The organism is Paenibacillus nanensis, from assembly GCF_003583765.1.
GTDB lineage: Bacteria > Bacillota > Bacilli > Paenibacillales > Paenibacillaceae > Pristimantibacillus > Pristimantibacillus nanensis.
The window spans coordinates 330856-343528 of sequence record NZ_QXQA01000004.1 but is presented as its reverse complement, the minus strand read 5'-3'; the positions used below and the strand labels follow the sequence as shown (position 1 = coordinate 343528).

Annotated in this window: 19 protein-coding genes; 1 reads left to right on the top strand and 18 read right to left on the bottom strand. The window is 49.1% G+C overall.

Annotation, left to right across the window (positions count from 1 at the left end):
- Positions 1 to 66 precede the first annotated feature (66 nt).
- Positions 67 to 786 (bottom strand): YebC/PmpR family DNA-binding transcriptional regulator, encoded by a 720-nt coding sequence (locus tag D3P08_RS09815; protein ID WP_119599443.1) that lies wholly within the window; start codon positions 784 to 786, stop codon positions 67 to 69.
- A gap of 170 nt (positions 787 to 956) precedes the next feature.
- On the opposite strand from D3P08_RS09815, the gene D3P08_RS09810 reads away from it, so the two are divergent.
- Positions 957 to 2783 carry a stalk domain-containing protein gene (locus D3P08_RS09810; RefSeq protein ID WP_162848421.1) on the top strand — a complete coding sequence of 609 codons (1827 nt, stop codon included), beginning with the start codon at positions 957 to 959 and terminating at the stop codon, positions 2781 to 2783.
- 68 nt (positions 2784 to 2851) lie between these two features.
- Here D3P08_RS09810 and D3P08_RS09805 read toward each other — a convergent pair whose 3' ends face one another.
- The 17 genes from D3P08_RS09805 to D3P08_RS09725 form a co-directional block, all read right to left on the bottom strand.
- On the bottom strand, positions 2852 to 3496 hold the full coding sequence (locus tag D3P08_RS09805; protein ID WP_119599439.1) for a DNA alkylation repair protein: 645 nt from the start codon (positions 3494 to 3496) through the stop codon (positions 2852 to 2854).
- Between the two features lie 18 nt (positions 3497 to 3514).
- A complete protein-coding gene (locus D3P08_RS09800; RefSeq protein WP_162848420.1) occupies positions 3515 to 4255 on the bottom strand; it encodes a class I SAM-dependent methyltransferase in 741 nt (246 codons plus the stop codon).
- A gap of 13 nt (positions 4256 to 4268) precedes the next feature.
- Positions 4269 to 4862 carry an AAA family ATPase gene (locus D3P08_RS09795; RefSeq protein ID WP_119599435.1) on the bottom strand — a complete coding sequence of 198 codons (594 nt, stop codon included), beginning with the start codon at positions 4860 to 4862 and terminating at the stop codon, positions 4269 to 4271.
- Positions 4859 to 5596, bottom strand: coding sequence for a metallophosphoesterase family protein (locus tag D3P08_RS09790; protein ID WP_119599433.1), 738 nt, complete (start codon positions 5594 to 5596; stop codon positions 4859 to 4861). The genes D3P08_RS09795 and D3P08_RS09790 overlap by 4 nt, the downstream gene beginning before the upstream one ends.
- Positions 5593 to 6603 carry a GNAT family N-acetyltransferase gene (locus tag D3P08_RS27685; RefSeq protein WP_119599431.1) on the bottom strand — a complete coding sequence of 337 codons (1011 nt, stop codon included), beginning with the start codon at positions 6601 to 6603 and terminating at the stop codon, positions 5593 to 5595. Before D3P08_RS27685 ends, D3P08_RS09790 begins: the two co-directional genes overlap by 4 nt.
- A 27-nt stretch (positions 6604 to 6630) precedes the next feature.
- Complete coding sequence (locus D3P08_RS09780) at positions 6631 to 6969, bottom strand: cupin domain-containing protein (protein ID WP_119599429.1); 339 nt, start codon at positions 6967 to 6969, stop codon at positions 6631 to 6633.
- Positions 6970 to 6989: 20 nt separating this feature from the next.
- Positions 6990 to 7700, bottom strand: a complete 711-nt coding sequence (locus tag D3P08_RS09775) for an alpha/beta fold hydrolase (protein WP_162848419.1) — start codon at positions 7698 to 7700, stop codon at positions 6990 to 6992.
- 22 nt (positions 7701 to 7722) lie between these two features.
- The gene (locus D3P08_RS09770; RefSeq protein ID WP_162848418.1) at positions 7723 to 8037 is read right to left on the bottom strand and encodes a DUF2500 family protein; all 315 of its coding nucleotides are present in this window, start codon (positions 8035 to 8037) and stop codon (positions 7723 to 7725) included.
- Positions 8038 to 8117: 80 nt separating this feature from the next.
- The gene (locus D3P08_RS09765; protein WP_240647397.1) at positions 8118 to 8690 is read right to left on the bottom strand and encodes a histidine phosphatase family protein; all 573 of its coding nucleotides are present in this window, start codon (positions 8688 to 8690) and stop codon (positions 8118 to 8120) included.
- A 17-nt stretch (positions 8691 to 8707) separates the two neighbouring features.
- Positions 8708 to 9127 (bottom strand): NUDIX hydrolase, encoded by a 420-nt coding sequence (locus tag D3P08_RS09760; RefSeq protein WP_338068713.1) that lies wholly within the window; start codon positions 9125 to 9127, stop codon positions 8708 to 8710.
- Positions 9117 to 9659 (bottom strand): HIT family protein, encoded by a 543-nt coding sequence (locus D3P08_RS09755; protein WP_119599533.1) that lies wholly within the window; start codon positions 9657 to 9659, stop codon positions 9117 to 9119. The genes D3P08_RS09760 and D3P08_RS09755 overlap by 11 nt, the downstream gene beginning before the upstream one ends.
- 7 nt (positions 9660 to 9666) lie before the next feature.
- Positions 9667 to 10281, bottom strand: coding sequence for a bis(5'-nucleosyl)-tetraphosphatase (symmetrical) YqeK (yqeK, locus tag D3P08_RS09750; protein WP_162848417.1), 615 nt, complete (start codon positions 10279 to 10281; stop codon positions 9667 to 9669).
- A gap of 8 nt (positions 10282 to 10289) precedes the next feature.
- Positions 10290 to 10685: a GNAT family N-acetyltransferase gene (locus tag D3P08_RS09745; RefSeq protein WP_119599419.1), complete on the bottom strand. Its 396-nt coding sequence runs from the start codon at positions 10683 to 10685 to the stop codon at positions 10290 to 10292.
- A gap of 20 nt (positions 10686 to 10705) precedes the next feature.
- Entirely contained in the window at positions 10706 to 11170 is a 465-nt protein-coding gene (locus D3P08_RS09740; RefSeq protein WP_119599417.1) for an NUDIX domain-containing protein, read from the bottom strand.
- Positions 11171 to 11189: 19 nt separating this feature from the next.
- On the bottom strand, positions 11190 to 11450 hold the full coding sequence (locus D3P08_RS09735; protein ID WP_119599415.1) for a hypothetical protein: 261 nt from the start codon (positions 11448 to 11450) through the stop codon (positions 11190 to 11192).
- A 299-nt stretch (positions 11451 to 11749) separates the two neighbouring features.
- Positions 11750 to 12235, bottom strand: a complete 486-nt coding sequence (locus D3P08_RS09730) for a DinB family protein (protein ID WP_119599413.1) — start codon at positions 12233 to 12235, stop codon at positions 11750 to 11752.
- 58 nt (positions 12236 to 12293) lie between these two features.
- Positions 12294 to 12644 (bottom strand): VOC family protein, encoded by a 351-nt coding sequence (locus D3P08_RS09725; protein ID WP_119599411.1) that lies wholly within the window; start codon positions 12642 to 12644, stop codon positions 12294 to 12296.
- Positions 12645 to 12673: the final 29 nt, after the last annotated feature.

Below are 12673 nucleotides of genomic sequence, written 5' to 3'. Positions count from 1 at the left end.
CGACCTCCATATAAGAAAGCCGCGACATGTCGCGGCTCTGCTTGGTGTATTGACTGCGGTTCTGAATTAGTCTTCCAGCTCCACGTTATGATAGACCTGCTGCACATCTTCCAAATCCTCGAGCGCATCAATGAGCTTCTCGAATTGAACTTGGCTGTCGGCAGGCAGCGAGACATAGTTCTGCGCTAGCATCGTCAGTTCGGCAACGTCGAATTCCGTAATCCCTGCTTGCTTGAACGCTTCCTGCACGGCATGGAATTGATCCGGCTCCGCATAGACGATAACCGATTCTTCCTCCTCCACGATGTCGCGTACGTCGACATCCGCTTCCAGCATAATTTCCATCACTTCGTCGAGCGATTTGCCGGATACGCCGATAACGGCCGTCGCATCGAACATATAAGCGACAGAACCGCTGACGCCCATGCTTCCGCCGTGTTTGTTAAACGCGGCGCGGACTGCCGGAGCCGTACGGTTGACGTTATTCGTCAATGTATCCACGATAACCATGGAACCGTTCGGACCAAAGCCTTCATAACGAAGCTCTTGGTAATTCTCATCGTTGCTGCCCTTTGCTTTGTCGAGAGCGCGGTCGATGATCGCTTTGGGCACGTTGTATGTTTTTGCGCGTTCGAGTACAACCTTCAGCGCTCGGTTAGATTCCGGGTCCGGCTCGCCTTTTTTGGCGGCTACATAAATTTCAACGCCGAACTTGGCGTATATCCGGCTTGTATTCGCGTCTTTGCTTGCTTTCTTCTCTTTAATGTTATTCCATTTACGACCCATGCTGCTCCCACTTTCTTCTTTATTCATTCCTAACCATTATAACCGATATTCTCGGTTTTTGGACAGGCTTCGATTAGGTTAATGTGAAATCGCAGCTTATTTTCATGCAACTATTTCCATTTGAAAACGTTTTAATAGTTGTCCACCAATTTCAGAAAGCGAGGATTGCTATGAAAAGATCGAAGCTGCGAAGGTCTGTCGTGACCGGGCTGACGGCTGTAACGCTTACGACGGCTCTTATGGGTGATGTGAAGGTTCATGCAGAAAATCAGGACGCGGCGCCGCATCCGGCCCCGGAATGGTTCGATGAGCAATGGCGCAACGCCGTTTATGTTAGTTTTGAAGATTTGCAAGTATCCTTAACCGCTCCGCCTCGTTTAGTGGGCGGCGTGATGATGGTGCAGGCCAGAGCGCTGCTCGAAGGGCTCGGATACTCCCTAACCTGGGACGCCAATAAGCGCAGCATTGCGGCTTCTCACGAGAAACGGGCATTTTTGACCTTTCAGGTAGATAGCTTGCAATCGCCGTTAGGGGCGCAAATTTCGGACAAGCTTCCCGAGGCGCCGTTTATTGAGGACGGCACGATGTGGATTCCGCTTCGCGCTGCGGCGGAGGCCGCCGGACTGTCGGTGCAATGGGACGAGCGCGGGCGGCTTGCTCTCGTGTCCGACCCGAACGCCATTCCTAAATTCAAGGTCATGACGCAGGTTACAATGCCTGAATTCGAGACGCCGTCTGTATTGTTGAAGCACATGGAAGAACAATTGGAGTCGAATGTTGAAATAAGCTGGATACCGCCCGATTATTATCGGGAAAAGACGATGGTCATGATTGCGGCCGGGGATATGGCTGATTTAACGTTGTTTAACGATCCTTATATGCTGAACGACGAAATCATGGAAAGCGTCGTGATGGACTTATCCGGCTATTTATCCGACTATCCTTCTCTTCAGACGTTAGCGTCGAGTCATACCGGCACGCGCGTAATCGATGGCCACATTTACGCCATCCCTCGCCTCAGCGACGCGCATAACGCAGCGTTCCCTTCCATACGGAAGGATTGGCTTGACCGCCTCGGATTAATCGTGCCGCAGACGATGGACGAGCTTTATGAAGTGATGAAAATATTCGCCAAAAACGACCCGGACGGAGATGGTAAAACGAATACTTGGGGACTTGTCGGAGGAGGTAACCGCTCGCTTTCTTGGGTAGAGCATGCGTTCACCGGCAGTCCTGAGAGATTTAGCATTCGAGACGGCAAAATTACCGACCATGCGGTTTCACCGCAAGAGACGGAATCGCTGCAGTGGCTGGCGCGCGCGTATAAGGACGGTTTGATTGATCCGGACTTTGCCGTCATGTCTTCCGATCAAGCGATGCAAAAGCTTGAAGATGGCAAAGCTGGACTTGCCGCACTGACACTTGAAGAGGCTGCAGGTTTAACGAAAGATAAATCGATATGGCTGCCTCTGCCGGTTTTAAAAGCGAATGCGTCAAGCGCGCCGATCGCGCCGTGGGCTTCAAAGGGAGCAGGAGCTTATGCAATTTCAAGCATGACAAAGGATGATCCGGCCGTCATTCTCAATTGGCTGGAGTACGGGATGAAGATGACGAAAGAAGATAAATGGTCGGAAACGGATGGCTGGAGTCCGGCAGATCAAGCTGCTGTCCACAGCCTGTTCGGTCAGCCGGACATGCTGAAAAACAATGAACAACTCGACAAGCTTCCAACTCCCGTTAAAGAGCAGTATGTCTCTGCCGTCGAACAATGGAGATCGGTATCTTATGAGGACCAGCTGCTTCCGGAAGCGAACGTTGTATGGAGCTCGGGCAAATATGCGGAGATGAACCAGCAGCTCGAGCAGAAGAAATACGAGTTTATTATGGGTCAACTCACCTTGGAACAATGGAACAGCTTTATCCAGGATATGGCCAAATCTCAAGCCTATAAAGAGATGATGAAGGAGCTGGAAGCTCTTCTCGCGGATCGTACTTAAGCGGCAGCAACAAACGGGATGGTCAGCCGAATGGCGGACACATCCCGTTCTAGTATTACGAGGCGGCGTCAAAAATGCTTTAACGCTTCCCTCCTGCTCAGCGGCTTCAGCTCATGCGAATCGACAAATGCTTTAACGGATTCGGAGTTCACTTTCGCATAAGTGCGAAGCGCCCAACCGATTGCTTTCTGGTGGAAAAACGCTTTTGACTCCGCATGCCGCAAAACGCAGCGGTACAGCAAGGCTTCGTCCGTGTTCGCCTTATACGTTAGCTGATGCAGGATCGCCGTTCGATTCAGCCACATATTATCGCTTTCCATCCATCGCTCAACATAATCCCGTCTTGCCGCTTCGTCCTTACGGAATATTTCGCCCGCAATATGGGCAGCCAAAGCGTCAACCGTGTCCCACCACGATTTTGTCGTAATGAGCCGCTCCACAAGCGGCAAATCATCCCCGGTTAACCTTTTCTTCATAAGCGTAAGCATATCTACGGCTGCCGCTTGAAATTCTCGCTCCGGCAGCTCCCACAGCATCGGTATCCACTCCTTCTGGAGCGGATACTCCTTCAGAAACGACTTCATCAGTTCCCGTCGAACCGGCGTCTTGATCCCGAGATGAATGAACTGGTGCTTCATGTAGGCATCCATCGGCTTCGCCGCAGCTTCATTCGCATTTTCCCGGAATAAAGCGATTAACGCTTCAATGGACATGTCAAATTCTCCTGCCTTCTATGGATATACGCTCTTCCTTGCCGAGAAGGTTGGGCAATCCGAGCTTAGCCGTACGGGCTGGGTCTGGCGCTCGATCAAATAGCTGAGCTGCTTGGCATGGCTGTCAATAACTTCCCATCCCCCAAACGCTTCCGTTAGCAGAACCTGCAGCTCTTCCGTCTGAAGATTAACCTCGAATTTGGGGTCAAGCGCTTCGCCAGTCGAAATCATGCATTCCTGTATATTCGTGCTCATGACCAGGCATACGATACCTTCCGGCTTGACGCCATCCGCGATTTCAAACAGCTTGCTCCTCAATACATCCGGCGAACGGACATGTTCAAGCGCTGATACGGCGACAATGAAATCATACCCCTCTTCTTCGATGGAGTAGGCCTCAATTTCCGACGTAACAGCCCGCATGAGCTTCGCGACTCCGTATTGCTCGCTGTAAGCCGATAACCCCTCGGTAGCGGATGCCAGCAAGTCAACCCCTATAACTCGGCCGGAAGCGCAGTGGTTCATCACAAATTCCGCCATCGGAATCGTATTTCTCCCCACGCCGCAGCCTAAATCAAGCATCCGGACATTCTCATGATTCCGCAGCTTTGGCAGCAAATCTAATACCGTCTTCACGGGTTTATAAAGCCATGAACCCGGTTCGAACAAGACATGCTCCGCATAGCATTGATCATGGTAGACTTGCTCTTCGGCTCGAATTTGCTGAAGTCTAGACTCCTCTTTCGATTGCGAGCTCACACCCTCTATCCTCCTAAAACCAACGAATATGCTTAACCTGCGTTCGGATACGGTCCACTGCCTTACGGACCTTCCCTCGGTTGTCTGGGATCAGCTCCAGGCCTGCCATCGCCGCAATGCGCTCCGCTGTCTCGCTGATCGTCAGAGTATCCGTAAGGATGTGATGCTTGAATACGGGGGATAACAAAGCCTCTACGCAACGGTCTGCCTGCAGAGCCGGCCATGATTGCGCGCCATCCCCTCTCTTGCGCAGTCTCTTTAAAATGACTTCCTTTGAAGCGCAAAGCGCAAAATGCTGAACGTCAACGCCCACTCGCCTAAGCTCCCCTACGATTTCGTCAAAATAAGACGGAACAACCAGCGTCATGGGAACGATGATCGGACCTTTATGATGAGCGTCGAGCATCCGCAATATCGAGAGATTACATTCGCGCCATGCGCTCAAATTTTGAAAATCGCCACTCCGCATGGAATCCGGGATATTTTTACGCAAAAAATAACCGACGTTCTCCGGATCATAGAGAAACGAACCCGGCAGCCGATTGTGAAGCTCATGAGCCGTTTGCGTCTTGCCCGCGCCGAATGCGCCGTTAAGCCAAATGATCATGACGGCACCTCGCCCCCTCCCGGCCCGTTCGCAGGAACGGCTTCCGTCCTATACGTCCCGTTATGATAAATGAGCGCATTCAACTGCATGCCGTACGAGCAACCGCCGTCTATTCCGATTTTATCTTCGGCGAACCACACATCCGCCGATCCATGAATATCTATTGTTTTGGTATGGCCGAATATAACTCTTTTGTCCGCGGTTGTCGGGTTTTTATAGAAGGCATCCTTGATATACATAAAATCATGGTCGCTTTGCTCCCTCCAGTTCGGAACCGAAGGGTTCAACCCGGCATGCACGCAAATATGCTGCTCGTCTTCGTAGTAGAGCGGAAGCTGCGCCAGGAAATTCAGATGGTTAGAGTATCTCTCCTCGATAATGCTTTTGGCCTCATCCATCATTTCTTCCGTTAAAATCGTCTCCGTCATCCCACAATAGCTTTGCAGAGCAGGAAGCCCGCCGTGCTGGGCGAACTTCGACCGAACCTGCGCGTCATTGCCTCGGACGAAATCAACAAGCCGCTGATCATGATTGCCTCGAAGCGCGACCGCCTCATCCTGATGGACAAGCTGCATCACCCGTTCCACGACCTCTTGGCTAGCCGGACCTTTATCCACATAATCGCCTAATAAAATAAGCTGATCTTGGCCGGGCGTATATTGAACCTTCGCGAGCAATCGGTTGAACGGTTCTATGCAGCCATGTATATCGCTGATCATAATCACTCGTCTCATACCGGCGCCACCATGGTGATGGATGTTCCGACAACGCCTACTTCCACGAATCCGAATCGTTCGTATAATCGGACAGCGGCTGTATTGTTCGGGTCTACGCTTAATGAAACCCGCTTCACGCCTAACTCTTTCAAACGATGAAACAATGCGTTCATCAAGCGCTTTCCGAGCCCATACCCTCGATATTCACGATGAATGGCCATGCCAAGCTCCGGAACGTCATCCGCAACATAACCGAAGCCTTTGTTCGCCGCATCGAACAATCTTGCGGTAATTGAACCGACTGACTGACCCTTTTCATTCACCGCAATATATCCGATATCGCCTGGACGTCCCCAGCCCTCCACATATTTCGCTAAGAACGGTTCCTTTAAAATGTCTCTGCTGAACGGCTCCCCGCCCTCGGGAGTATAGAGCGATTCGAACAGCATATCCCATAGAAACGGAACATCCTCATCGGTGGCCGGTCTTACCGCGAATGTCGTGTCCGAAAAAAAAGCGTTCGGGTACATGAACTCCCCCTGCACGGAGTCCAGCGCTCCATCTTGCAGCTCACTTACCATAAAAACTTCATCAGGAACGTTATATTGCTTCAGCTCATATCCAAAGCTTCGGGCAGGCTTAAAGCCGAGCTTCGGGTAATAGTCGGGATGTCCGATTAGAAATCCAAGCGGAAATCCCAGCTCCTTGCCTAGCTTTAATCCCTCTTGGACAAGCCGCTTTCCTATTCCTTGCTTTTGATATTCCGGTTGAACGGCCAGCGGCGCTAAAGCAATCACCGTATGCTTCGTCTTTCCGTTATAGACTGCGGCTTTACTTAGCATCACATGTCCAACGATTTCTTGCTGAAGCACCGCAACGAGCGATAGCTCGGGCACAAAAGACTCCGATTCACGAATCCGGTCTATCAAGTCCGCCTCATCGTTTCGATTGCCGAATGCTGCGAAATTTACGTTGCGAATGGCTTCTCTATCGCCTGCCTTTTCTGGCCGGATGCTAATTTGCATACCTATCCCCTCTATTCGTTTGTATACTCATTCAACAGCAATTCTGTCGCCCTTTGTGTTGGGCTGGGAGATGACAAGAAATTCGATCTCCTCGTTCGAACGGTTAAAAACCTGATGCGGCTGCTTCGCCTTTACTTCGATACCTTCATGCATGCTCAGCGTATGTAGCTCCCCATTCACTTCAATGGTCATGACGCCGGACAATACGAAAAAAAACTGTTTCGCAAAGACATGATAGTGCCTCATTTCGCTAGTCCCCGCCGGCATACGCTCATGAATAATGCTTTGCCCGGCTTCATTTACAAGTCTCCACCCATCGCATTGCTGTCCCCAAACGTAGTGTTCCGCGTTCTTTTTGCTAATCATAGCTGTTCCTCCAGTAGATATTACTCTTGCAAGAAGCTCTTAATCGTTTCAAATAATAGAGGCTTCTCGGCGCCTCGAATATCATGCCCTGAGAATTGGAAGCCCCGTATCTGTGTTGCAGGACTCATCGTTTTATAGATTTCAACATCTTCATTTGTAACAAGACTCCCCTCCAGCAAGCCCATTAACACGAGCAAGCGTACATGGAGCGGAGTCTGCAAATCCATCTGCCGGGACTCTCGTTGAATTCCTCTTACAGCCTCCGGCCGAATATTCCCTGTTCTCCCAAAAGGTATAAGGTAGTCGTTGATATATTCATCCGCCCAACCGTGAGGCATCTGTTTATGCTGCGCAGGATAATCCTGCACAAGGACGGATGCAATCCGATCAGCATGGACGCTCGCGTAACCAAGCGCGTAGGATACCCCTCGCGAATACGAAAATAAGTGAAACCGGTCCAAGCGCGCGGATTCTACGACACTCTCAATATCCATCACATGATCCTGCAAATCATAACCCGTTGATGGGGTTGAGCTTTGCCCCCGCCCTCGGAACGATAGAACCACACATCTTCTGGGCCAAAGATAGGCTAGCAGCTCTGCATACTCTTCGGCGGTTTCTGATAATCCCGGACAGATGAGCATTGGCGTTAAGGATGAATCGCCGCTGCGGGAATCCAAGTAGTGAATTCGGACTCCATGATGATGAGCAAAGTGTGACTCAACCGACATACGGCTCCCCCCTTGGCAACTTTTAGTCTTTGTCAAAATGAATAAACAGCAGGCTACGGTTCTTCCTCTGGTACTGCAGCAATCCCTTTTGCCCGATTCGAAGCTCCCGGAATTGCTCCTCCGAAAGGATCTGCATTTCCATTTGCTCGCCCCGCACATCGAAAACAACAAAGTAGGCAAAGCCGGTAAACTTCCCAGATGTGCTCTTCGATTGCTCTTTCCGCTTGCTAATCACTGTTGACCTCACTAGCTCGACGGCCGCTTTGCTCTCTAGTTCACGAAATCGCATATCCCGAATGATCTTGAAAATAAATAAGGTTGTAATGATAGCAATCATGCAACCTGCGGCAAACACTTCAATCGTAATGAAAATCACGTCCATGATCGTAATAATTAGTTTGACTATACGCCTTCACATTACTCCCAAATACGTTCAACCGCCATCAGCCGGTTCTCCTGAAATGTCAATCGGTATACGTCTGGCTTCGAGGATTGCTTCCAAAAAGCATAACCGTACCGATTGTCATAATAGTTCATGATGATCGTCATCATATTGCCATGCGTTCCAATGACGATTGTTTTGCCGGCATACTCTTCAAGCAGCTTCTCCATAACCGGTATAGCCCGCTTCTGCACTTCTCTTGTTGTTTCTCCGCCTTCTAGCGCATAATCGAAGTTGTCGAAAGACTCTTTGATGGCTTCTTCTATGAGCTCCCATGACATTTGTTGATGAAGTCCCAATATTGGTCTTTCAACCAACTCTTCGAACGCTTGGATTTCCAAATTTCTTCGAGCAGCCAGCTCCCGCACGGTTGCCATTGCTCTTTCATACGAGCTGGAGCATACCAAATGGATCTCTTCCGATTCTAACAAATCCGCCACCTTGGCGGCCGCCGCCGTACCTTCCGGAGACAAGCCGCGACGCCGTTCTTCTCCGAAGATATAAGGAGATTCGGCATGTCTTACCATATAGATTGTTGTATTCGCCATGTATACACTCCCCTCTCCTATTTCTTCCACTCTTCCAGCTTCCATACCCCATGCCGCACCCACTCTTCGCGAATAGACGGAGGCAGCAGCGAGGCCGCTTGCTCTGGCGTTGCCCATACATAATCGCTATGCTCTTCGGATAGGCGAATCTCTTCCAAGTCGCTCGCGCATAAATAGGATAACAGCACGACCTGTCTGCTCTTATTCGTTAAAAAGGTGCTTGCGTAGAGGAGTCTTTCGACTTGTACGTCAATTCCCGCTTCTTCCATGATCTCCCGAATAAGGGCGGTCTCCAGCTCTTCTCCGAATTCGATTTTGCCGCCCGCAGTATCCCACTCGCCGGCTCCAACCTTCTCGGTGCTCGAACGCTTGAGCAGCAGCACTTTGCCTTTGCGCAGCACAATCGCCTTCACGACTACGATAATACTATTCGACATCATTCGCTCCTGACTGCCAGGCGACTTCTGCCATTAGCGGCTCTAATTTCCCTAAGCTATCCCTCAGGAGCTGGATCCCTTCCATGACATCTTTAAGATTGGCTTCATCATTCTTATGATGCCGCGCGTGGAGCAGGACCGGTCTTAAGGATTCGACGGAACGGCCAAACTCCCGCATCCAGTCGTGCCTCGGCACCATCCAGAGATGGAAATGATGGGTCGTATCCTCATTATAGAAATAGTAGACATATTCGATCCCAAGCTTCGTTCGTTGTATGGCTCTTATTTGATGAATTAACGTGATGAACTCCAGTCGTTCACGTTCCGTAAGCTCATCCATCCCGTAGATGTGCCTCTTGGCCGCTAGAATTACAAGCCCCCTGATCGGATATGCGACATCCTGATGAACATGGAATTGATCCGATTCATAAATAACGCCTCCCGTCGGCTCGATAACACCGCTGGTCAGCGCGCAGCTCAGACAGTCAACTTCAACTGCTCTTCCATCCGCTAATGTAATTTGTCTGGGCATTGTATCGTTACGCTCCATTCGTTAGCTCTTGATAGGCTTCTGCAAGCCATGGGTGAACGACCTTCATCTGCATCCGGTTATCCCATACATGCGTGAGGTATATCTTGGCGGCTTCTTCTAAGGACATGTCCAAGCTTCTCCGCATTTCCATCAAATAAGGCGCTGCATCCGAATGATCCCATGACAGCTTATCCGCCACAAACAAGATTTTATCAAGCAAGCTGCTGTTCGGCCTGAGGGTTGTATGGCATGCTATCGCATTTAATAACTCGTTGTCCGATATCTGAAAAATATCCTGGCTCATTGCCTTCGAGATTTTCTGGTGCAAAATATACGGGAAACGAGCCTCCCCTTCCAGCACCTCCACCCCGTAGCTTTGAGCGACCGCAATTTTCTCCTCGTTCGGGATAATGGTTCCGATGTCATGCAGCCATCCGGCTAATTCCGCGGCTTCAGGCGAATAGCCAAAACGAACGGCAAGCTGCTTTGCTTCCTGCGCTACCTTTATGCAATGAAGCCATGTGCCTTCATGATTATTTTTTCGAAACAATTCACCTATCGCTTGAAAGATAGATTGATTAAATTGCACGTCGTGTATGTAGTCGGCTATGGAGGAGTTCATCGCTCCACCTATTTCTTCCGCTTCATGAAGAAAGCATGATCCGCCTTCTCGAAGCCTATACGAGGGTAATACTGCATAGCAGACGGCGCCGATAACAAGACCAAAGAGCATTCGTCTCCAATAATGGATTGAAGCTTCTTCACCATCTCTGATCCAATGCCATGCTTTTGATAATCCCGGTCAATCGCAAGGTCGGACAAATAGCAGCAATACGAAAAATCGGTAATCGCCCTAGCGACGCCAACCATCCGTCCATCCTCCCAAGCGGTAATCAGAATATCCGCATTATCGATCATCTTCTGAATGCGATCAAGATCTTCATAGGGTCTTTTAATGCCGGATCTCTTAAAAACATCCGCTACGTCTGCAGCTTTTTGCGACATTTCTTCCGAATAAGTAATCATGGAACGGCGTCCCCCTAAGTTTATTTTCTTAAAAGCCCTATTCCGCCTTCTATTAAATCGTGGAAAACCGTCTTTTGGGCAAGATTAATCTCATTCATATCGATATCTTCTAAGCTTCTGAATACAAGCTGCAGCGATTCATTCTGTTCATCCCGGTGCAGCAATGTTTTCCCGTCCGCCGCAAGCTTACCATCCAGATCAGCTTCGACTCGGAATAGAAACATGACAAACACAACCTCGTTTCCATCCGGATACGTATAGTTCATCCTTTCGCCCGTATACACGCACTCCAATTGATAGCGCCTGATGTCAAGACCCGTTTCTTCCTTCACTTCCCGAAGCATTGTCTCCTCAATAGATTCGCCAGCTTCCATTGCGCCGCCGGGCAGCCCCCAGTCCCCATAGTCCGAACGCCGCTGCATCAATATTCTTCGATACTGATCTTCAATAATCGCTCCGCCAGTCACAAGGATTCGTCTTGTCATGACCGTCTGTTTAGCCTCCTCATGCGCAGCCGATAATAAAGACCTCCGACGGCGATAAATAGAACAAGCCCTGTGACATACTGCAGTCCGGAATCTCTTCGCGCTTGCCAAACGCTACTTTACTTTCCAAGTAATCAACCGATGCGTAAGAATTAACGATATCCGGCACATAAGCAGCGGTAAGTATGGAGCCCATCAAAATCATTAATAGTGTCGTTAATACAGCAGATGCTGCAGCCCCGACTCCAACAGCTTCAATAATGACTCGCTTCCTCGACAAAACTGCCGCCTCCCCTTCTATCTTTACTTATACCTCTCCAATTGCTGACAATAAAGAGAAACATTCGCGTGTTATTTTTCATATTAATGGATGGGATTTATAACAAGACCCCTCCTCGGGCATTCGCCAAGGACGAGTTTACCTATTGTACCACCATCTCCCATTTTATTGAAGATGTCTTGGCGGATTAAGTCGCGCGAATCCAAAACCAGTTGCGATCGAGTTTTTTAACTTCAATGAATTTTCCAAAATCGCTTTCTCTTGGCATGTGTGGTTTCATTATTCATCCGTTTCTCTCCTTACTTCGCCTTTTTACTCGGTATCGAAGTGGATACGTAGTCGAAATTTTTTAACATTTTTGCGATATACATCATTTGGCCCAAATGCTCCGAGAAATGTGCCGCGCATTGCAGCAGAATATAAAGGTTCGTTCTCTCCTTCCCCCTTACAAGCTGCGTACTCCTCCAGGTTTCCTCCTGCATAGATTGTATGGTTTCAATTACGGTTTTATAGGTGTCTTTAGTGATGGCAAGAAGTTCATTTTTTGTTTTCTTCATTGCCTCAAACTCCTCTTCGCGATTTCTTACGATCTCAGCATGATGGATACCGCGTAGTATCCGTTCATTCACATTACCTTGAATATGAATTACCAAATTCGAGATGCTGTTACTCGAATCATTCGGACGCCAGTTCAGCTCATCGTCTGTCAGTTGATCGATTACGGATAAAGTCCTTCCTTGTATTTCTTCGAATTTTTTTACCAGCAGCTCTGTCATAACCTGCATTCCGATAACCTCCCCGATTGTTATAAAAAAGGACCTGCATCGCAGATCCAAGCTCTAACTATTTATATTGAATTAAGCCGATACCATTTCCAACCGGGTCAACCAGATAAGCTAAATAAAATTCATCAAACTCCATTTTATCTCTTACAATTTGGGCGCCTGATTCTACGCATTTTTGCAACGATTCATCGATGCTCTCCACTTCGATCTGAATTCGAATTCCGTGAGCAAAATCTTGCGGCCCTTTCGATATCCCTCCATGAATGCCCGGTTTATTGTCATCGCCGGTGGATACCGGATAATAACCCCAATTCGGCTCAGCAATTTTCCAACCGAATACGGATGAATAAAAGGCTGCCGCGCGCTCCGGATCTTGACTGCTCATATCGAACAAAACAACACGTCCCATTTGAAACACCTCACATTATAAAATCAAAG